General features: G+C 54.2%; 18 protein-coding genes and 5 tRNA genes. 14 read left to right on the plus strand and 9 right to left on the minus strand.

Features of this window, described 5'->3' with window-relative positions:
- Positions 1 to 48: 48 nt before the first annotated feature.
- A complete protein-coding gene (gene hydN / locus OGY19_RS19440; protein ID WP_003037366.1) occupies positions 49 to 594 on the plus strand; it encodes an electron transport protein HydN in 546 nt (181 codons plus the stop codon).
- A gap of 94 nt (positions 595 to 688) precedes the next feature.
- Positions 689 to 2,929 (plus strand): carbamoyltransferase HypF, encoded by a 2,241-nt coding sequence (hypF, locus tag OGY19_RS19445; protein ID WP_115601584.1) that lies wholly within the window; start codon positions 689 to 691, stop codon positions 2,927 to 2,929.
- Positions 2,930 to 3,739: 810 nt separating this feature from the next.
- Here the strand turns inward: hypF and norW are convergent.
- Together norW and norV are read right to left on the minus strand one after the other, a co-directional pair.
- Positions 3,740 to 4,873: an NADH:flavorubredoxin reductase NorW gene (gene norW / locus OGY19_RS19450; RefSeq protein WP_115601585.1), complete on the minus strand. Its 1,134-nt coding sequence runs from the start codon at positions 4,871 to 4,873 to the stop codon at positions 3,740 to 3,742.
- Positions 4,870 to 6,318: an anaerobic nitric oxide reductase flavorubredoxin gene (norV, locus tag OGY19_RS19455; RefSeq protein WP_115601586.1), complete on the minus strand. Its 1,449-nt coding sequence runs from the start codon at positions 6,316 to 6,318 to the stop codon at positions 4,870 to 4,872. The genes norW and norV overlap by 4 nt, the downstream gene beginning before the upstream one ends.
- A 188-nt stretch (positions 6,319 to 6,506) precedes the next feature.
- On the opposite strand from norV, the gene norR reads away from it, so the two are divergent.
- Positions 6,507 to 8,027: a nitric oxide reductase transcriptional regulator NorR gene (gene norR / locus OGY19_RS19460; protein WP_116361107.1), complete on the plus strand. Its 1,521-nt coding sequence runs from the start codon at positions 6,507 to 6,509 to the stop codon at positions 8,025 to 8,027.
- Here norR and gutQ read toward each other — a convergent pair.
- From gutQ to srlA, 7 genes are all read right to left on the minus strand, one after another.
- The gene (gene gutQ, locus OGY19_RS19465; protein WP_115601588.1) at positions 8,024 to 8,989 is read right to left on the minus strand and encodes an arabinose-5-phosphate isomerase GutQ; all 966 of its coding nucleotides are present in this window, start codon (positions 8,987 to 8,989) and stop codon (positions 8,024 to 8,026) included. The two genes, norR and gutQ, sit on opposite strands and share 4 nt — an antisense overlap.
- Complete coding sequence (gene srlR, locus OGY19_RS19470; protein ID WP_048213021.1) at positions 8,982 to 9,755, minus strand: glucitol operon DNA-binding transcriptional repressor SrlR; 774 nt, start codon at positions 9,753 to 9,755, stop codon at positions 8,982 to 8,984. The genes gutQ and srlR overlap by 8 nt, the downstream gene beginning before the upstream one ends.
- A 68-nt stretch (positions 9,756 to 9,823) precedes the next feature.
- Complete coding sequence (gene gutM, locus OGY19_RS19475) at positions 9,824 to 10,183, minus strand: transcriptional regulator GutM (protein ID WP_048213020.1); 360 nt, start codon at positions 10,181 to 10,183, stop codon at positions 9,824 to 9,826.
- Positions 10,184 to 10,238: 55 nt separating this feature from the next.
- Positions 10,239 to 11,018, minus strand: a complete 780-nt coding sequence (srlD, locus tag OGY19_RS19480; protein WP_005130555.1) for a sorbitol-6-phosphate dehydrogenase — start codon at positions 11,016 to 11,018, stop codon at positions 10,239 to 10,241.
- 17 nt (positions 11,019 to 11,035) lie between these two features.
- On the minus strand, positions 11,036 to 11,398 hold the full coding sequence (srlB, locus tag OGY19_RS19485) for a PTS glucitol/sorbitol transporter subunit IIA (protein ID WP_048213019.1): 363 nt from the start codon (positions 11,396 to 11,398) through the stop codon (positions 11,036 to 11,038).
- Between the two features lie 13 nt (positions 11,399 to 11,411).
- Positions 11,412 to 12,383, minus strand: coding sequence for a PTS glucitol/sorbitol transporter subunit IIB (gene srlE, locus OGY19_RS19490; RefSeq protein WP_061068450.1), 972 nt, complete (start codon positions 12,381 to 12,383; stop codon positions 11,412 to 11,414).
- Positions 12,380 to 12,943 (minus strand): PTS glucitol/sorbitol transporter subunit IIC, encoded by a 564-nt coding sequence (gene srlA / locus OGY19_RS19495; RefSeq protein ID WP_048213017.1) that lies wholly within the window; start codon positions 12,941 to 12,943, stop codon positions 12,380 to 12,382. The genes srlE and srlA overlap by 4 nt, the downstream gene beginning before the upstream one ends.
- A gap of 264 nt (positions 12,944 to 13,207) precedes the next feature.
- Between srlA and mltB the strand changes: the two genes are divergently transcribed.
- The 11 genes from mltB (at position 13,208) to OGY19_RS19550 (ending at position 20,808) form a co-directional block, all read left to right on the plus strand.
- Entirely contained in the window at positions 13,208 to 14,287 is a 1,080-nt protein-coding gene (gene mltB, locus OGY19_RS19500) for a lytic murein transglycosylase B (RefSeq protein ID WP_115601589.1), read from the plus strand.
- 191 nt (positions 14,288 to 14,478) lie between these two features.
- Positions 14,479 to 14,976 carry a nicotinamide-nucleotide amidase gene (gene pncC, locus OGY19_RS19505; protein WP_115601590.1) on the plus strand — a complete coding sequence of 166 codons (498 nt, stop codon included), beginning with the start codon at positions 14,479 to 14,481 and terminating at the stop codon, positions 14,974 to 14,976.
- A 92-nt stretch (positions 14,977 to 15,068) separates the two neighbouring features.
- On the plus strand, positions 15,069 to 16,133 hold the full coding sequence (gene recA, locus OGY19_RS19510; protein ID WP_003037330.1) for a recombinase RecA: 1,065 nt from the start codon (positions 15,069 to 15,071) through the stop codon (positions 16,131 to 16,133).
- Positions 16,134 to 16,219: 86 nt separating this feature from the next.
- On the plus strand, positions 16,220 to 16,720 hold the full coding sequence (gene recX, locus OGY19_RS19515) for a recombination regulator RecX (RefSeq protein ID WP_101741666.1): 501 nt from the start codon (positions 16,220 to 16,222) through the stop codon (positions 16,718 to 16,720).
- Between the two features lie 128 nt (positions 16,721 to 16,848).
- Positions 16,849 to 19,476 carry an alanine--tRNA ligase gene (gene alaS / locus OGY19_RS19520; RefSeq protein WP_048213013.1) on the plus strand — a complete coding sequence of 876 codons (2,628 nt, stop codon included), beginning with the start codon at positions 16,849 to 16,851 and terminating at the stop codon, positions 19,474 to 19,476.
- A 238-nt stretch (positions 19,477 to 19,714) separates the two neighbouring features.
- Positions 19,715 to 19,900 (plus strand): carbon storage regulator CsrA, encoded by a 186-nt coding sequence (gene csrA / locus OGY19_RS19525; RefSeq protein WP_000906486.1) that lies wholly within the window; start codon positions 19,715 to 19,717, stop codon positions 19,898 to 19,900.
- A gap of 336 nt (positions 19,901 to 20,236) precedes the next feature.
- Positions 20,237 to 20,329: transfer RNA gene (locus OGY19_RS19530), tRNA-Ser, on the plus strand.
- Between the two features lie 3 nt (positions 20,330 to 20,332).
- Positions 20,333 to 20,409: transfer RNA gene (locus OGY19_RS19535), tRNA-Arg, on the plus strand.
- Between the two features lie 90 nt (positions 20,410 to 20,499).
- Positions 20,500 to 20,576, plus strand: a tRNA-Arg gene (locus OGY19_RS19540).
- A gap of 39 nt (positions 20,577 to 20,615) precedes the next feature.
- A tRNA-Arg gene (locus OGY19_RS19545) sits at positions 20,616 to 20,692 on the plus strand.
- 39 nt (positions 20,693 to 20,731) lie between these two features.
- A tRNA-Arg gene (locus OGY19_RS19550) sits at positions 20,732 to 20,808 on the plus strand.
- Positions 20,809 to 20,828 lie beyond the last annotated feature (20 nt).

Consider the following 20,828-nt stretch of genomic DNA (forward strand, 5'->3'; position numbering starts at 1 on the left):
CGATTTGTGAATGCTTCGGCAGATATTCTGTCATTGCTGGAGAAATTGATGAACCGTTTCATCATTGCAGACGCCAATAAATGCATTGGTTGCCGTACCTGTGAAGTGGCCTGCGTGGTATCCCATCAGGATAACCAGGACTGCGCATCGCTGACCCCTGAAACTTTTTTACCCCGCATTCACGTCATCAAAGGCGTTAATGTCTCCACGGCGACGCTGTGCCGCCAGTGTGAAGACGCGCCGTGCGCTAACGTCTGCCCGAACGGTGCGATCAGCCGTGATAAAGGTTTTGTTCACGTAATGCAGGAACGCTGCATTGGCTGTAAAACTTGCGTTGTGGCTTGTCCTTACGGCGCAATGGAAGTGGTCGTGCGTCCGGTTGTGCGTAACAGCGGCGCGGGTCTGAACGTCCGTGCAGAAAAAGCCGAAGCCAATAAGTGCGACCTGTGCCACCACCGTGAGGCCGGTCCTGCCTGTATGGAAGTCTGCCCGACTCACGCGCTGATTTATGTGGATCGCAACAAGCTTGAGCAACTGAGCGCTGAAAAACGCCGTCGCGCGGCGCTGGATTCCACCGCATCTTTGCTGTTCTGATATCTGAAAATCCGCGTAAAATACATGCCGGATAAGGCGAAGCCGCCATCCGGCAAACGGATATTTCAGGGATACAATACCGCGGGAATTTATCATGACAATAAACAACCACTCCGGCGTACAGTTGCGTATTCGCGGCAAAGTACAGGGCGTCGGATTTCGCCCCTACGTCTGGCAACTGGCGCAGCGGTTACAACTGCATGGCGACGTGTGTAACGACGGTGACGGTGTGGTTGTGCGCTTGCAGGAAGATCCGGCGGAGTTTATTGCGCAGTTACATCAACACTGCCCACCGCTGGCGCGCATTGACAGCGTTGAGAGCGAACCGTTCGTCTGGACGCAGCAGCCTGCCGATTTCTCGATTCGTCAAAGCGCTGGCGGTTCGATGAATACGCAGATCGTTCCGGACGCCGCGACCTGCCCCGAATGTCTGATTGAAATGAACACTCCCGGCGAACGCCGCTATCGTTATCCCTTTATCAACTGCACCCACTGCGGCCCACGTTTTACCATTATCCGCGCCATGCCGTATGACCGTCCGTTGACCGTGATGGCGTCGTTCCCACTCTGTGCGCAATGCGACAAAGAGTATCGTGACCCGTATGACCGTCGCTTCCATGCCCAGCCTGTTGCTTGTCCGGCATGCGGCCCGCATCTGGAATGGATCAGTACTGACGTGCGGGCTGAAAAAGAAGACGCCCTGCAGGCGGCGGTGGCACAGCTGAAAGCGGGCGGCATTGTGGCCGTGAAAGGCATTGGTGGCTTTCATCTGGTGTGCGATGCGCGCAATGATGACGCCGTCGCACTGCTCAGGCTGCGTAAACACCGTCCGGCGAAACCGCTGGCGGTAATGCTGCCTGCTGATGACGGATTACCTGAACCCGCACGTCATTTGCTGACAACCCCTGCCGCGCCGATCGTGCTGGTGCAGAAACGCTATGTCGCTGCATTGAGCGAAGGCATTGCGCCAGGGTTAACGGAAGTGGGCGTCATGCTGCCCGCGAATCCGTTGCAGCATTTGCTCTTACAAGAGATGAATTGTCCGCTGGTAATGACCTCCGGCAATCTTAGCGGCAGGCCACCTGCTATTACCAATGCGCAGGCGCTGGAAGATTTAAGTGAGATTGCTGATGGTTTTCTGCTGCATAACCGTGAAATTATGCAGCGCATGGATGACTCCGTGGTGCGTGACAGTGGGGAAATACTGCGCCGCTCCCGGGGTTACGTGCCGGATGCGATAGCACTGCCGCCGGGGTTTCGTGACGTGCCGCCGATGTTGTGCTTAGGCGCGGATCTGAAAAATACTTTCTGCCTGGTGCGCGGCGAACAGGCGGTTATCAGCCAGCATTTAGGCGATCTCAGTGATGACGGCATTCAGCAGCAGTGGCGTGATGCGTTACGTCTGATCCAGAACATTTATGACTTTACGCCGCAGCGTATCGTGCATGATGCGCACCCTGGCTATGTTTCCAGCCAGTGGGCCAGCGAGATGAATCTGCCAACCGAAACGGTACTGCATCACCATGCTCATGCCGCTGCATGTCTTGCCGAGCACGGCTGGCCGCTCGATGGCGGCGATGTGATTGCTCTGACGCTGGACGGCATCGGCATGGGGGAAAATGGCGAGCTGTGGGGCGGCGAATGTCTGCGGGTCAACTACCGTGAATGCGAACACCTTGGTGGCTTACCGGCGGTAGCGCTGGCGGGCGGCGATTTAGCGGCAAAACAGCCATGGCGCAATCTGCTCGCGCAGTGCCTGCGTTTTGTTCCTGACTGGCAGCGTTATCCGGAAACATCGGCGCTGCAACATCAAAACTGGAACGTACTGGCGCGCGCCATCGAGCGGGGAATCAATGCCCCACTGGCATCGTCGTGCGGGCGCTTGTTTGATGCGGTTGCCGCCGCGTTGCATTGTGCACCGGAATCGTTGAGTTATGAAGGTGAGGCTGCCTGCGCGCTGGAGGCGCTGGCATCGCAGTGTGCAGGCGTTGATCACCCTGTTACGGTGCCGCTTAATGGCAATCAACTGGACTTAGCGATTTTTTGGCAGCAATGGCTAACCTGGCAGACCGCCCCTGCTGAAAGAGCGTGGGCATTTCACGACGCGCTGGCGCGTGGGTTTGCCACACTGATGCGTGAGCAGGCCGAAACGCGCGGAATTAAAACGTTAGTCTTCAGCGGCGGCGTGATGCATAACCGCTTATTGTCATCCCGGCTGGCGTTTTATCTGCGTGATTTTACCTTACTGTTCCCACAGCGTTTACCGGCGGGCGACGGCGGGTTGTCATTGGGGCAGGGCGTGATTGCCGCGGCGCGGGTGTTGACGCAAAAATAAAAAAGCCCCGAGACTGGCGTAATGCTTATCAGTTAACGAACCGGAGGTAATGAATCTGTTGCCTCCGTCGCATTGCTACGTTCACCTTAAATTTTTCACATATCTGAAATGATAGTCCCCGTGAACGTGTTAAGGGTACTATCGCCGTACCCTTAACAATCCCGGCTCCCGGCGGGAAAATTGCCACTTCGTGGTTCCCTCCGCTTATTCCTTCAGGCTACCGGGTCGGGCGCGAGGTAGCGTCCCTGCAAAACGCGCCCTGAGCCAGCATCCATGCTGGCTCTCCCGGCCTTACGAAAACACGTCGGCAATTTTCAGCCGGACCAGCCCACACCTGACCATCTGCGTTTTTTGTTTAAACAGCAAAACATATTGAGCTGGAAGTCAGAGCGTTGAAGTGATGACCCTGGTCCGGCTGAAAATCGATGAGGCGTTGACGGCTGACCGGGTCTGCCCGCAGGGATGCGGGCAGAGGGGATGGCCTGCAGGGACGCAGGCTCGGCCCCGACCCGACAGGCAGACGGCATAAGACGAATGAATCGCGCAGCGACGATTTTCCCGCCGGGAGCCTGGGATGTAAGGGAGGCGGCGGTGAGCCTCCCTTACACGTTCACGGGTTTCCGAGCCTCAGAGAAATGACATTGCTGAGGTGAACGGAACCCTGAGCCGGAATTACATGTTCTCAATAATGCTTAACTGACTGGCATTACGGGACTGGCGGGGCAAGAAAAACATGCCGGGGCATACTGACAAGTGGCAACGCACATCCATGTGCGTGAGGTTAATAAATCAAGCAACGGTTCTCTGGACTTACACGGGCAACGTTTTCAGCAGCGCAAAGGCCTCTTTCATGCGGTCTTCACTGACGACAAACGCACACAGCTGGCCTTCGTCGTTCATCCCTCTGGCGACCATCCCCTGTGCTTCGGCGGCGATGTGCCAATTCAGATCGCGGCGCTGAGTTTCCCCGGCCAAATGCAAAGGCAGTTCTGGTGTTTTGACTTTTACCAGCATGGCTGGCAGTTTCAATGGCGCATTGCCGCCGAGCAGGTTTTTCGCCAGATACATGGCGCTCAGCTGAATCGGCTGCAGGAACGGCAGGACCTGACCGTTAATTTCCGCACAGTCGCCGAGGGCATAAATGTCCGGGTGGCTGGTCTGCAGGTAGCTGTCGACGCAGACGCCACGATTGATGTTCAATCCGGCGCGACGCGCCAGTGCGGTTTCCGGGCGCAGGCCGGTGGCGGCAATCACCGCATCGACTTCGACGTTGCGGCTACGATCGAGCGTGGCGCGAATACCGGTACTGGTTTTCTCCAGACTCTGAAGCTGTGATTTCAGCAGCAGATGGACACCCATATCGGTCAGATGATGCTGTAAGCGACTACTGACTTCCGGCGGCATCAGCGAGGCCAGAATGCTGGCGGCGTTGTCGATAAGCGTCACCGCTTTACCTGCACGACAGAAATCCATCGCCAGTTCGCTACCAATCAGGCCACCGCCAACAATCAGTACCCGCCGGGCGTCACGCAGCTGCGTTTCACAGGCGCGGTACTCTTGTTGGCTGTTCAATGTAAGCATTAACTCACGCCCACTAACCGGAGGTACAAAGGCTGAAGCCCCCGTTGCCAGCACCAGTTTTTCGTACTGCCACTGCTTGTCCTGACTTTTCACTACGTGGGCATCGGCGTCGATGTCGGTTACCCAGGTATGTGGGAACAGGCGCAAATTAAACTGTTCGGCAAACTCCCCCGCCGACTGGCGGGTGAGGTCGTCTGCACGCTGTGACTGACTGATAACGTGGCTGAGATCGGGCTTGTTGTACTCATCCATGCTGTCCGCGGCAATCAGGGTCAGCGGAACAGCCGCATCCTGTTTACGGATATTTTTGACTAACTGGCGGGCGGCAAAGCCCGAACCAATGATGACAATGCCGTGACTCATTTTGCCTCCGTTGCCAGTACGTCGAAGACGTCTTTACCTAGTGAACATTCCGGGCACAGGAAATTATCCGGCACGTCGCTCCACGGCGTACCCGGTGCAACGTCCTGCAGCGGTTCACCTTTTGCTGGATCGTAAATCCACTGGCACACGCTGCACTGCATGCTGGGACCAAGATCGGCGGCAGCCGCAGCGGCACAGGCACAGGCTTCTTCCTGGGCGACGGCTTTCACGGTTGTTTCCGGCAATGGAGCCAGCTCCCACTGACGCGCGATTTCACGGCCGTGCTGGCGGCACAGTTCCAGCGCATCGAGGTCAGGACGCCATTTGGCCTTCAGGCTCAGGGACATTTCAAAGCCCGCATCCTGCAAACGCGTGGACAAACGGTCTACCGCACCGCCGCTCCAGCCGTGTGAACCAAAGGCGCTGGCACGCTTGTTACGAAAACGCAGGCCGGTCATCTCTTCCACCAGACCGGCGATTTTCGGCATCATCACGTTGTTCATTGTGGAAGTCCCGACCAGCACGCCTTTAGAGCGGAAGACGTTGGTCAGAACTTCGTTTTTGTCGCTACGGGCGACGTTAAAGATTTTCACCGCTACATTCGGGTCAACTTCGTTGATGCCCTGGGCAATCGCGTCCGCCATCATGCGGGTGTTGTTGGACATAGTGTCGTAGAAAATGGTGATGCGGTCTTCCTGATAATCCGCCGCCCATTTCAGGTACAGCTCAACGATTTGTGTCGGGTTGTCGCGCCATACCACGCCATGGGAAGTGGCAATCATATCGACCGGCAGGTTGAAGCCGAGGATCTCAGTAATTTTCGGTGTAACCAGACGGCTGAATGGCGTCAGGATATTGGCGTAGTAACGCTGGCACTGTTCGAACAGTTCAGTCTGGTCAACTTCGTCGTTAAACAGACGTTCGTCGCAGTAGTGCTGACCGAAGGCGTCGTTACTGAACAGCACCGCATCGCCGGTCATGTAGGTCATCATACTGTCCGGCCAGTGCAGCATCGGCGTTTCAACGAAGATCAGCTGCTTGCCGTTACCAATGTCCAGCGAATCACCGGTTTTCACTACGTTAAAGTTCCATTCCGGGTGATGGTGGTGCCCGTTGATAGAGTCAATGGCGTTGGCGGTGCAGTAAATCGGCGTGTCCGGGATGCAGGACATCAGCTCGGTCAGCGCCCCGGCGTGGTCTTCTTCAGCGTGGTTAATGATGATGTAGTCGATATCCGCGAGGTCAATTTCACTGCGCAGGTTCTGCACGAATTCACGGCTAAACTTGTGGTCTACGGTATCAATCAGGACATTTTTTTCTTCACGGATGAGATAGCTGTTGTAGCTGCTGCCGCGCAGCGTTTTGTATTCAGTTCCGTGGAAATCACGCACTTCCCAGTCACGTTGGCCAACCCAATGAATGTTATTTTTAACCAGAATAGACATAACAACCTCAATTAATTCAGCGTTTTTCAAAAAAGATGTTTTGCTAATTGCAGGTTGCGTGCCAACTTTTTATTTGTTTGATTTTAAAGGATTAGTTGTTTTACCACCTATAAGGTGGTAGTCAAAATGACTATATGTTTTATTGTCAATATGACAATATGAATTGTCAAAATGACAATGAGGTAGCCATGAGCTTTTCCGTAGACGTGCTGGCGGGCATCGCCATTGAATTACAAAGCGGTATTGGGCATCAGGACCGTTTTCAACGACTGATAACCACCTTGCGTCAGGTGCTGGAGTGCGACGCGTCGGCACTGCTGCGCTACGAGTCGCGACAGTTTATTCCGCTGGCGATCGATGGGCTGGCGCAGGATGTTCTCGGCAGACGCTTTACGCTGGAAGGGCATCCGCGTCTGGAGGCGATTGCCCGCGCCGGAGACGTAGTTCGTTTCCCTGCCGACAGCGATTTGCCCGACCCGTATGATGGTCTGATTCCGGGGCAGGAGAGTCTGAAGGTGCATGCCTGTATTGGGCTGCCGTTGTTCGCCGGTCAAAATTTGATTGGTGCGTTAACCCTGGATGGCATGGAGCCGGATCAGTTCGATGTTTTCAGCGATGAGGAGCTTAGGCTGATTGCCGCGCTGGCGGCTGGCGCATTGAGCAATGCGCTGCTGATTGAACAGCTGGAAAGCCAGAATATGCTGCCAGGTTCGTCAACCAACTTTGAGCAGGTGACGGAAACCCAGATGATTGGCCTGTCGCCCAATATGATGCAGTTGAAAAAAGAGATTGAGATTGTGGCTGGGTCCGATCTCAACGTACTGATTAGCGGCGAAACAGGGACCGGGAAGGAGCTGGTGGCTAAAGCTATCCATGAAGGTTCGCCGCGCGCGGTGAATCCACTGGTGTATCTGAACTGCGCGGCGTTGCCGGAAAGCGTAGCGGAAAGCGAACTGTTTGGTCACGTAAAAGGCGCGTTTACCGGGGCTATCAGCAATCGTAGCGGTAAGTTTGAAATGGCCGACAATGGGACGCTATTTCTCGACGAGATAGGTGAACTCTCGCTGGCGCTACAGGCTAAGCTGCTGCGCGTATTGCAGTACGGCGATATTCAGCGCGTGGGTGACGATCGCAGCTTGCGCGTGGATGTGCGCGTACTGGCGGCGACGAACCGTGATTTACGCGAAGAGGTGTTGGCCGGGAATTTCCGTGCGGATTTGTTCCACCGGCTGAGCGTCTTTCCCCTTTCGGTACCGCCTCTTCGTGAACGCGGCGAAGACGTGGTGCTGCTGGCAGGCTATTTTTGCGAGCAATGTCGGCTGCGGCTGGGACTGTCCCGCGTGGTGTTAAGCCCCGGTGCGCGTAGTCATCTGTTGAGCTACGCCTGGCCCGGGAACGTGCGTGAACTGGAACATGCCATTCACCGCGCGGTCGTTCTGGCAAGAGCCACCAGGGCAGGGGATGAAGTGGTGCTGGAGGCGCAGCATTTTGCCCTGCAGGATGAAGCGCCAGTAACACCGGCGGCGGAAGTTGTTGCAGAGATCCCGCAGCAGCATAATCTGCGTGAGGCAACGGAGTCATTCCAGCGAGAGATGATCCGCCGGGCGCTGGCGCAAAATAACCACAGTTGGGCGGCAAGTGCGCGGACGCTGGAAACAGACGTCGCCAACCTGCACCGGCTGGCGAAGCGTCTGGGGTTGAAGGATTAGATAATACCGGCCTGATAGAAATCCTGCAGGTTGATAGCACCGGTGAGTTTACCGTTTTCATCGACCACCGGTGCGGCGGTGATTTTGCGCTTCATCAGGATCTCTTTGGCGTCAATCGCGCGGCTCTGTGCCTGCAGCGTAACGCCATTGTGGGTCATCGCCTCGCTAACCTGAGTGGTGAGCGCTCCACCGCCAACCAGCCAGCGGCGCAGGTCGCCGTCGGTAAAGACGCCTTTCACCAGCGAGGCGTCGTCGCAGACTGCCACCAGGCCAAGACCCGTACGGCTAAGTTCCAGCATCGCGTCCATGACGCTGGTGGTAAGCTTCACCTGCGGGATGGCATCGTCACGACGCATCAGATGATGCACTTTATTTAACAGACGAGCGCCCAGCGCACCCGCCGGATGCGAGCGGGCGAAATCTTCTTCGTTAAAGCCGCGCGCCTGCATCACGGCGATGGCCAGCGCGTCGCCCATCATCAGCGTGTTAACGGTGCTGGAGGTCGGCGCCAGGCGCATCGGACAGGCTTCGCGCTCAACGGAAATATCCAGCACGGCTTTGGCGGCCAGGCCCAACGGTGAGGTCGGTTTTCCGGTCATTGCCAGCAGGGTGACAGATTTGTCTTCCAGGCGTGGAATGATGAGATCCAACTCTTTCGCTCCGCCGGAGTAGGAGATAAACAGCATGACATCACGGCTTTCAATCATGCCTAAGTCGCCGTGCAGCGCTTCTGCCGGATGCACAAAAAAGGCGGGTGTGCCGGTGCTGGCGAGGGTTGCCGCGATTTTTTTGCCAATATGGCCGGATTTGCCAATCCCGGAAACAATCACTTTGCCTTCACAGTGGATGATAGTATTGGCAGCGCGGACAAAATCATCGCCCAGTCGTTCTGGCAGTCGGCTGGCTTCCTGTAGCTCCAGCATTAACGTCTGACGGCTCGCGTTCAGTAGTGCATCACTCATTGGTTTCTCCGGTTATGATTACTTCAATCCCTTTTGCTTCCAGCGCCTGACGAAACGCCGGGTCGATACCCGCATCGGTAATCAGCTTGTCGACGCTTTCCAGACTGCATACAACATTAGGGCTTTTGCGCCCAAATTTTGACGAGTCAGCCATCAGAATCACTTCGCGAGCGGCATTACACATCGCTTTACTGACGCTAAACACCTCATTAAAAGTGGTCACGCCGGCATTGAGGTCAATGCCGTCGGTTCCCATGAAGAGTTTATCAAAGCTGAACTGCTCAAAGGCGTTTTCTGCCAGTTGACCGTGAAATGACGCAGATTTTTTGCGAAAGGTCCCGCCGGGCATCAGGATGGTTTGCTCGTTGTCCAGCTCCGAAAGGGCGTTAACAATGTGCAGGCTGTTGGTCATAACGGTGATGTTGCTAAAGCGCGTGAGCATCGGCACCATCTGCAGTACGGTGCTGCCCGCATCCAGAATAATCGAGTCGCCATCGTGAATAAAACGGACGGCGGCTTCGGCAATCCGCTCTTTTTTATGCGTGTTGATTAGCGTTTTGTGATCGATTGGCGGGTCGGATTCGTCTTTATTTAATACCACGCCGCCATAGGTACGAATGACGGTGCCGGCATTTTCCAGAATGACCAGGTCTTTGCGAATGGTCGTGCCGGTGGTGTCAAAGTAGTGGGCCAGTTCTTCAACCGAGCATTTTCCCTGCTTTTGCAGGTGCTCCAGTATGGCAGCCTGACGCTGACGAGGTTTCATAGGCGTGATTACCCTGACTATAGGTTGCAAAATGATAATTTCGCAAGCTATTAGCATTCACAACGAAATTACCCATGTTTCAGTTTAAGCGCTAATGATAGTGCATTCTGCGATAGCGGATCATGGGGAAAGATCACATCAGGCTGTAATTCATCAAGATGTTTGCCCATTATTGTGGCAATTTTGCCGGGTCTGGCGAATACCGTAAGACCTTTCATAAATAACGTATCGGTAACCCGCTGCTGCTCATCTAACGCAATGGCGATCACCACGCGGGGTTTAAAACGTCCGCCGGAGCGCCCCACGCCAACCCGACCCCGTTGGCAGAGCTTATCGAAAGCCCGATTAAAGCGGGATATTTGCCAGCCACCGAGCGCCAGTTGCAGGCACCAGGCGATAGCGGCGACGGTAATCAGTGCGGAAACCATAATGTACTCCTTTGATTTTGCCGGATAAGCGTAGCCGCCATCCGGCAATTCAACATTAAAACATCACCTGACCGCCGGTCACGTTGATGGACTGCCCGGTGCAGTAAGAGGCTTTTGGACTGGCGTAAAACAGCAGCATGTTCAGCACGTCCTGATAATCGCAGCCGCGTTTGAGTGGAACCTTATCAATGTAGTACTGCTCAACTTCGTCTGGCTTAAGGCCAAGCTTGGTCGCATATTGCGGTAGTAACGACTGGAACATCGGTGATTTCAGCAGGTTGCCGAGCATCAATGAATGCACGGTGATTCCGTATTCCGCCAGATCCAGCGCCAGCGACTGGGTTAAGCCCACGCCGCCAAATTTTGCCGCGCTATAGCCAGAGTTGTGTTTACTGCCCACTTTCCCTGATTTGGAGTTGATCTGGATAATGCGCCCCTGAACGCCATCGCGGATCATCAGGCGTGAGAACTCACGTGCGCAGAGGAAGTAGCCGACCAGATTCACCTGCAGCGAGCGGTCGAAATCCCCAAGCTGAAAATCGCTAATAAATGCGGCTTTAGCGATACCGGCGCTGTAAACCAGCAGATCGACACGGCCAAATATTTCATCCACTCCGCGTGATAGCGCCAGCACGCTCTGTTCGCTGGTGGCATCTGCGCCAAAACCGTAGGCGGTGCCATCGCCAAACTCGGCGTTAATTTCTTGCGCCACGTTGGCGGCTTTATCGCTTTGAATATCCACCACCGCGACGCGGTATCCTTCTGTCGCAAGCCCACGGCAAAGGAATGCCCCAAGGGTCTGGCCTCCACCAATGACAACGGCAACCTGATTCATCTTTATCTCCTTCAATCTTAAGCAACAAACTTCAAAATACAGCCCGGCGCGATACCGTCCGGTACGGGGCCTGCAACGTGTACGGTGCCGGGGAATTCCGCTTCGCTTAGTCCGTCAAAACGCAGGGTGATATGCCCTAGTTCACGTAAATTTTGTTCCGCTACGCTGCCAACGGCGGTGACCGGGTAGTGATGCTGGCCCAGTTCAAACTGGATCCCGGCTTGCAACGAACCGTTCAGCTCGCCGTGGCAATGAATGAAGCAAAACTCCTCGATATCCGCTGGCGCGCCTTCACGAAAGGTAATCAACATCTGGTCGCTGAGTGCATCCGGGGCGCTCTGGCCGATACGGGTGATGGTGGTCTGATAAATCACGGTCATTTTTGAGTGCCTCTTATTGGTAAATAAAGCCGGAAACAAACCAGGCGATGAGAACGGTAGGCGCGCCGGTGAGAAAACGACTCACCAGAACGGATGGCACGCCGACGCGAACCGTGTCCTGACGCGCTTCGGCCAGCGACAGCCCGACAGGAATAAAGTCGCATGCAGCCTGAGCGTTAATGGCGAACAGGGCAGGTAGCGCCAGATGAGGGGGAATATTCCCCAAACCAATCTGTACGCCGATCAAAACGCCGATAACCTGGGCGATAACCGCACCGGGGCCGAGGAAAGGCGACAGCAGCGGGAAAGAACAAATCAGCGCCAGGGTCACCAGCCCCAGCGGATGGCTGGCTAACGGTGCGAGTCCATGGGCTATCCAGTCACCCAAACCGGAAGCCATAATGATGCCAATCAGTGCCGAGACAAACGCCATAAACGGCAGAATGGTTTTCAGCACAGTATCAATCGTGTCGCGCCCGGCCTGGAACAGCACCGCGACGGCGGAGCCCATGCCCATGCCAACTTTTGCCAGCAGGCCATCGCTCTGTTCAGTGATTTTTTTGCTGGTGTCGTAATCGCGACCGATAGTGCTGTTTACAGGCGTTGGGGTAGCGGATGCTTCACCGACAACGGTGATATTTTCTTCTTTCACGCCAGAGACATAGATATCTTCAATAATGTATTGTGCCAGAGGGCCGGATTTCCCGGTCGCGTGAATATTCACCGTCGGGATACGACGTTTTGGATAGATCCCGCAGCGCAGTGTGCCGCCGCAGTCGATGATCGCTACACCGATTTCATTCTCTGGTGGTTCACCTTCTTTGAAGCCATCAACGGCCTGCCAGCCGGTCAGGTTCGCCAGCTTGTCGACAATCGCCGGGCGCGTTCCGGCAGTGATATAGACAATTTTCTTCCCGGGCGTTGCTTCCAGTTCAAGCGGACCACCCCAACCACCGGTGCCTTTTTCAATACGAATACGCGTCATGATGTTGCTCCCGCCAGATGCACTTTCTGCTCAAGTTGAATGCCCATTTTTTTCTCAAAGATGGCGGTGGTGAAATCGGTCACCCAGCCACGGAAGAAGTTGGTCACCAGACCGACCAGCAAATAGCTCACCGCGAGCGGGCCGAGCGGGAGGCCCAGCGTCGTCAAACCGCTGGCAATCCCCAGATAGACAAACAACTCTCCGGGGTTAATGTGTGGGAACAAGCCGTTCATTGAGTGGCAGCTATAGGACGCTGCTGCGTAATAGCTGGGCTTATATCTCTCTGGCATAAAACGGCCCAGGCTCAGCGTCATGGGGTTACAAAAAACGAATGTGCCGATGCACGGCAGCAGCAGGTAGCGGGACAATGGGTTTCCGGCGCAGCGCTGGGCAAAACGTTCAATACGCTGCTGGCCAATAAAGTTAATCAGCGCATTCATGATGACCAGCAGGCTAATCAGCAGTGGAAGAATACCGGTCACCATGCCGGTAAAGACCTCTCCGCCTTTCTGGAACAGCCCGATAAACCACTCCGCACCGAGTGTGATGGTGTCGATCATTATTCTCTCCTGTAGGGATTTTAGTTACCTTGCCAAACGGTAACTAATTTTAATCAGATCGAAAGATTTAAAAGTGTTATTTTGATCTCAAAATGAAAGGTAAATATTTTAATTTGAAAGTTATTGCGTGAGTGCTCGCAAATGTGCGGCTCAGAGATGAAAGGGGATGTAAATTCTGTGAAGGTGAGCGACTACCGCTTCCTTGTATGACGGAGGATGCTTTACCATACTTCCCCCAGGCTGAATTTGTTTAATGGATGTCTCATGTTCAAGCGTCGTTATGTAGCGTTACTCCCCCTTTTCGTACTGCTTGCTGCCTGTAGCAGCAAACCCAAACCTTCAGAGACTCAAACGACTACGGGTACGCCATCCGGCGGCTTCCTGCTTGAGCCGCAGCACAACGTCATGCAAACAAGCGGCGACTTCGCCAATAATCCGAATGCACAGCAGTTCATCGAGAAAATGGTGAACAAGCACGGCTTTGACCGCCAGCAATTGCAGGAGATCCTGTCGCAGGCCAAGCGTCTGGACTCGGTATTGCGTTTGATGGACCGCCAGGCGCCGACGACGCAACCGCCAGCCGGACCTAACGGCGCATGGCTGCGGTATCGTAAACAGTTCATCACACCTGACAACGTGCAAAACGGCGTGGCGTTCTGGAATCAATACGAAGATGCGCTGAACCGCGCGTGGCAGGTATACGGCGTACCGCCGGAAATTATCGTTGGTATTATTGGCGTAGAAACTCGCTGGGGCCGCGTGATGGGTAAAACGCGGATTCTGGATGCGCTGGCGACGCTGTCGTTTAACTATCCTCGTCGTGCGGAATACTTCTCTGGCGAACTGGAAACCTTCCTGCTGATGGCGCGAGATGAAAGCGACGATCCGCTCGATTTGAAAGGTTCTTTCGCGGGGGCAATGGGCTACGGCCAATTTATGCCGTCTTCCTATAAACAATATGCCGTTGATTTCAATGGCGATGGGCACATTAACCTGTGGGATCCGGTTGATGCCATCGGTAGCGTGGCGAACTATTTCAAAGGTCACGGCTGGGTGAAAGGCGATACGGTCGCGGTTCCGGCAAATGGTCAGGCGCCTGGGCTGGCTAACGGCTTTAAAACGCAGTACAGCATTTCTCAGCTTGCCGCCGAAGGTCTGACGCCGCAGCAGTCGTTGGGGAATCATCAGCAGGCCAGCCTGCTGCGCCTGGATATCGGTACCGGCTACCAGTACTGGTATGGGTTGCCGAACTTCTACACCATCACCCGCTACAACCACAGTACCCACTACGCGATGGCCGTGTGGCAATTGGGTCAGGCGGTGGCGCTGGCGCGCGTGCAGTAATCGCTCCCCCGGCCTACCGGAGGATATCTCTTGTAGGCCGGAGAAGATGCCCTGACATCCCCATCTGGCAGATCTTATTTGTGCAACGGAGCAATTTTTGGAATCCTCCTCGTAAAACGTTCTCCCCATCCCCATATTGGTTATGAAAGTGCTATCTTGTCCGGCATATTTTTTAACTGACAGAGGCTGAAATGACCGACAGTGAACTGATGCAGTTAAGCGAGCAGGTTGGCCTGGCGCTGAAAGCGCGCGGGGCAACAGTGACGACGGCGGAATCCTGTACCGGCGGCTGGGTAGCCAAAGCGATTACGGATATTGCCGGAAGCTCCGCCTGGTTTGAACGCGGGTTTGTGACCTACAGCAATGAAGCCAAAGCGCAGATGATTGGCGTGCGCGAAGAGACGCTGACCCAGCATGGCGCGGTGAGTGAACCGGTGGTCGTTGAAATGGCGATTGGCGCGCTAAAAGCCGCCCGTGCAGACTTCGCCGTCTCGATTAGCGGTATCGCAGGACCCGATGGCGGTAGTGAAGACAAGCCCGTGGGGACGGTATGGTTTGCCTTTGCCAGCGCAAGCGGCGAGGGGATTACCCGCCGGGAATGCTTTATCGGCGATCGCGATGCGGTACGTCGACAGGCGACTGTCTACGCGTTACAAACCCTGTGGCAACAATTTCTACAAAACACTTGATACTGTATGAGCATACAGTATAATTGCCTCAACAGAACATTATCTATCACGTTTCGCGGTTTAACCCGAAAGCGGCATGACAGGAGTAATTAATGGCTATCGACGAAAACAAACAGAAAGCGTTGGCGGCAGCGCTGGGTCAGATCGAAAAGCAATTCGGTAAAGGCTCCATCATGCGCCTCGGTGAAGACCGTTCCATGGACGTGGAAACCATCTCCACCGGTTCGCTTTCTCTGGATATCGCATTGGGCGCGGGCGGTTTGCCAATGGGCCGTATCGTCGAAATCTACGGGCCTGAATCCTCCGGTAAAACAACGCTGACACTGCAGGTTATTGCCGCCGCACAGCGCGAAGGTAAAACCTGTGCGTTCATCGATGCGGAACACGCGCTGGACCCTGTTTATGCCCGTAAGCTTGGCGTTGATATCGATAACCTGCTGTGTTCTCAGCCGGATACCGGTGAGCAAGCGCTGGAAATCTGTGATGCGCTGGCGCGTTCCGGCGCGGTTGACGTTATCGTGGTCGACTCCGTTGCCGCATTGACGCCGAAGGCTGAAATCGAAGGTGAGATCGGTGACTCTCATATGGGCCTTGCGGCACGTATGATGAGCCAGGCAATGCGTAAACTGGCCGGTAACCTGAAGCAGTCCAACACGCTGCTGATTTTCATCAACCAGATCCGTATGAAGATTGGCGTTATGTTCGGTAACCCGGAAACCACCACCGGTGGCAACGCCCTGAAATTCTATGCGTCTGTTCGTCTGGATATCCGTCGTATTGGCGCGGTGAAAGAAGGCGACAACGTGGTAGGTAGCGAAACCCGCGTTAAGGTCGTGAAAAACAAAATTGCAGCGCCGTTTAAACAGGCTGAATTCCAGATTCTTTACGGTGAAGGCATCAACTTCTACGGCGAACTGGTTGACCTGGGCGTGAAAGAGAAGCTGATTGAAAAAGCGGGTGCATGGTACAGCTACAACGGTGAGAAAATCGGTCAGGGTAAAGCGAACGCAACCAACTGGCTGAAAGAAAACCCGGCAACCGCGAAAGAAATTGAGAAGAAATTACGTGAGTTACTGCTCAATAACCAGGATTCAACGCCTGATTTCTCCGTTGATGACAGTGGTGAAGACGTAAAAGAAACGAACGAAGATTTCTGATAACCTGTTTTGAATCGCATGTTTTGAATCGTATATAGTAAAGGGCTGCATATCATGCAGCCCTTTTTCATTTCTGAAGGCTCACTATGACAGATTCAACTTCCCGCCGCTCTGCTTACTCCCGATTACTTGACCGCGCCGTGCGAATACTTGCGATGCGCGACCACAGTGAGCAGGAACTGCGGCGCAAGCTGGCCGCTCCGGTGATGGGAAAAAATGGACCGGAAGACATTGATGCTACGCCGGAGGATTACGACAAGGTCATCGCCTGGTGTATTGAAAGTCGCTATCTGGATGATGACCGCTTCGTTCAGCAGTTTATCGCCAGCCGCAGTCGTAAGGGCTACGGACCTGCCCGCGTGCGTCAGGAATTAAATCAGAAAGGGATCGCGCGTGAGTCCATTGAGCGTGCTATGCGCGAGTGTGAAATTGACTGGGCAGTGCTTGCGCGCGAGCAGGCCGTCCGGAAGTACGGTGAACCTTTACCTGTGGAATTTTCAGATAAGGTAAAGGTCCAGCGTTTTTTGCTCTATCGCGGCTATCTGATGGAAGATATTCAGGCAATATGGCGAAATTTTGACGATTGAGCGCATACGGGATTTTACTTCCCAGTAAAGAAAACTTATCTTATTCCCACTTTTCGATTGCCAGAGGCGCAGTTTACGTGCCGATGCTGGTAATGACATTTCGTTAGCTTGATTTCTTCAGGATAATTATGAGCAAGAGCACCGCTGAGATCCGTCAGGCGTTTCTCGATTTTTTCCATAGTAAAGGACATCAGGTAGTTGCCAGCAGCTCCCTGGTACCAAACAATGACCCTACTTTGTTGTTTACCAACGCCGGGATGAACCAGTTCAAGGATGTTTTCCTTGGCCTCGACAAGCGTAATTATTCCCGCGCAACCACCTCGCAGCGTTGCGTACGTGCGGGCGGTAAGCACAACGACCTGGAAAACGTCGGTTACACTGCACGTCACCATACCTTTTTCGAAATGCTGGGCAACTTCAGCTTCGGCGATTACTTCAAACACGACGCCATTCAATACGCATGGGAACTGTTGACCGGTGAAAACTGGTTTGCCCTGCCAAAAGAGCGTCTGTGGGTCACCGTCTATGAAACTGACGATGAAGCCTATGAAATCTGGGAAAAAGAAGTCGGTATTCCGCGCGAACGTATCATCCGTATCGGTGATAACAAAGGCGCGGCTTATGCTTCCGACAACTTCTGGCAGATGGGTGATACCGGTCCTTGCGGTCCGTGCACCGAAATTTTCTACGACCACGGCGACCATATTTGGGGTGGCCCTCCGGGAAGCGCGGAAGAAGATGGCGATCGCTACATTGAGATCTGGAACATCGTCTTCATGCAGTTCAACCGTCAGGCTGACGGCACCATGGAACCGCTGCCGAAACCGTCCGTGGATACCGGTATGGGTCTGGAGCGTATTGCGGCCGTGCTGCAACACGTTAACTCCAACTATGAAATTGACCTGTTCCGTTCACTGATTGAGTCCGTGGCGAAAGTCACCGGCGCGACCGATCTGAGCAATAAATCACTGCGCGTTATCGCCGACCATATCCGTTCCTGTGCGTTCCTGATTGCCGATGGCGTTGTTCCGTCTAATGAAAACCGTGGCTATGTGCTGCGCCGTATCATTCGTCGCGCAGTTCGTCATGGCAACATGCTGGGCGCGAAGGACACCTTCTTCTACAAGCTGGTTGGTCCGCTGGTAGATGTAATGGGTTCCGCGGGCGAAGAGCTGAAGCGTCAACAGTCTATGGTTGAGCAGGTTCTGAAAACCGAAGAAGAGCAGTTTGCGCGTACGCTGGAGCGTGGCCTGGCGCTGCTGGATGAAGAACTGGCAAAACTGTCCGGCGATACGCTGGACGGCGAAACCGCATTCCGTCTGTATGACACCTACGGTTTCCCGGTTGACCTGACGGCAGACGTTTGCCGCGAGCGTAACATTAAGGTTGATGAAGCGGGCTTTGAAGCCGCAATGGAAGAACAGCGCCGTCGCGCACGTGAAGCCAGCGGCTTTGGTGCAGACTACAATGCGATGATTCGCGTTGATGGTGCTTCTGAATTTAAAGGCTACGAGCACCTGGAACTGAACGGCAAAGTCACCGCGCTGTTTGTTGATGGTAAAGCGGTAGACGCCATTAACGCAGGTCAGGATGCCGTTGTCGTTCTTGACCAGACACCGTTCTATGCGGAATCTGGTGGTCAGGTTGGCGATAAAGGCGAACTGAAAGGTGCGGGCTTCGCGTTTGCCGTTAGCGACACGCAGAAATATGGTCAGGCGATTGGTCACATCGGCAAACTGTCTGCGGGCTCTCTGAAAGTTGGCGATGCCGTGCAGGCAGATGTGGATGAAGCGCGTCGTGCGCGTATTCGCCTGAACCACTCCGCAACGCATCTGATGCACGCGGCGCTGCGCCAGGTTCTGGGCACGCACGTGGCACAGAAAGGTTCGCTGGTTAACGATAAAATTCTGCGCTTCGACTTCTCTCATACCGAAGCGATGAAGCCTGCTGAAATCCGTGCCGTTGAAGATCTGGTGAATGCGCAAATTCGTCGCAACCTGCCGATTGAAACGAACATCATGGATCTTGAGGCGGCGAAAGCCAAAGGTGCAATGGCGCTGTTTGGTGAGAAATACGATGACCACGTGCGTGTACTGAGTATGGGTGATTTCTCTACCGAACTGTGTGGTGGTACTCACGCCAGCCGTACGGGCGATATCGGTCTGTTCCGTATTATCTCCGAGTCTGGTACTGCTGCGGGCGTTCGTCGTATCGAAGCCGTGACCGGTGAAGGCGCTCTTAATACCGTGCATGCTGAAAGCGATCGCTTAAGCGATATTGCGCAGTTGCTGAAAGGCGATAGCCAGAATATCGGTGACAAAGTTCGTTCCGTACTGGAACGTACGCGTCAGCTCGAAAAAGAATTGCAGCAATTGAAGGAACAGGCCGCAGCGCAGGAAAGTGCGAACCTTTCCAGCAAAGCCGTTGATATCAATGGCGTGAAGCTGTTGGTCAGCGAGCTTGCGGACGTTGAACCGAAAATGCTGCGTACCATGGTTGATGATCTGAAAAATCAGCTGGGTTCTACTGTTGTCGTACTGGCAACAGTTGCTGAAGGTAAGGTTTCTCTGATTGCGGGCGTGTCTAAGGATGTGACAGACCGCGTGAAAGCAGGGGAACTGATTGGGATGGTCGCTCAGCAGGTAGGCGGCAAGGGTGGTGGTCGTCCGGACATGGCGCAAGCCGGTGGTACGGATGCTGCGGCTCTGCCGGCAGCGTTAGCCAGTGTGAAAGGCTGGGTTAGCGCAAAACTGTAAAAATTATAAGCGTAAGCCGACGCTGCGGACTTCAATCCGCAGCGTTTGCGTCAACGCTATCGACAACGATAAAGTCAGGTTGAAGTTGTGTATATCGGCTAAACTTAGGTTTAACAGAATGTGATGCCGTGACTGCTTACACTTAGGTGTTTGTCATCGCTTACTTTTTGGCGTTATATGATGGATAATGCCGGGATACAGAGAGACCCGACTCTTTTAATCTTTCAAGGAGCAAAGAATGCTGATTCTGACTCGTCGAGTTGGTGAGACCCTCATGATAGGCGATGAGGTCACCGTGACAGTTTTAGGGGTGAAGGGCAACCAGGTGCGCATTGGCGTCAACGCCCCGAAAGAAGTTTCTGTCCATCGGGAAGAGATCTACCAGCGTATCCAGGCTGAAAAATCCCAGCAGTCCAGTTACTAAGGTTTTCGCGTCTCACCTGTCTGGTGAGGCGCAACCTGATCGAGTTACCCTTTTTCTTCTCTGTTCTTCTTCGTCCTCCCCATTTTTTCGATTCCACTGGGCGTAATGCCTTTCCCTACGAAGTTTCCGTTTGTTCACTGCTTCAGGAAATTGCCAATTTATCTGTTGATAAAACACTCTTTTTGCCGTTTTTGCAGACTAATTGCGCGTGAAATGTGCAAACGATAAAAGCTCTGGAAAAATTGTTTGACTTATAAGTCCCAGAAAGTAATATGTGCGCCACGCAGCGACGATGAGCAGAAACAAGTTCTTCGAAGCACTCGCAAGAGGCGTGTTGGTGAGGTGGCCGAGAGGCTGAAGGCGCTCCCCTGCTAAGGGAGTATGCGGTCAAAAGCTGCATCCGGGGTTCGAATCCCCGCCTCACCGCCATTTGCATCCGTAGCTCAGCTGGATAGAGTACTCGGCTACGAACCGAGCGGTCGGAGGTTCGAATCCTCCCGGATGCACCATCTTATCTGCAATAACGCATTAGCGTTGTTACGGAAATCGATATCACTTTAGCAGCGATATCAAATCTGCAGTAAGTAAGTTTTCCTGATGCATCCGTAGCTCAGCTGGATAGAGTACTCGGCTACGAACCGAGCGGTCGGAGGTTCGAATCCTCCCGGATGCACCATCTTCTTCGCAGTATCAGTAGTAATCAGCAATTCCCGATGCATCCGTAGCTCAGCTGGATAGAGTACTCGGCTACGAACCGAGCGGTCGGAGGTTCGAATCCTCCCGGATGCACCATCTTCTTCGCAGTATCAGTAGTAATCAGCAATTCCCGATGCATCCGTAGCTCAGCTGGATAGAGTACTCGGCTACGAACCGAGCGGTCGGAGGTTCGAATCCTCCCGGATGCACCATCTCCCCCCTCTGAATCATT

The sequence above is a fragment of the Citrobacter sp. Cy070 genome, from assembly GCF_030332245.1.
GTDB classification, from domain to species: domain Bacteria; phylum Pseudomonadota; class Gammaproteobacteria; order Enterobacterales; family Enterobacteriaceae; genus Citrobacter; species Citrobacter youngae.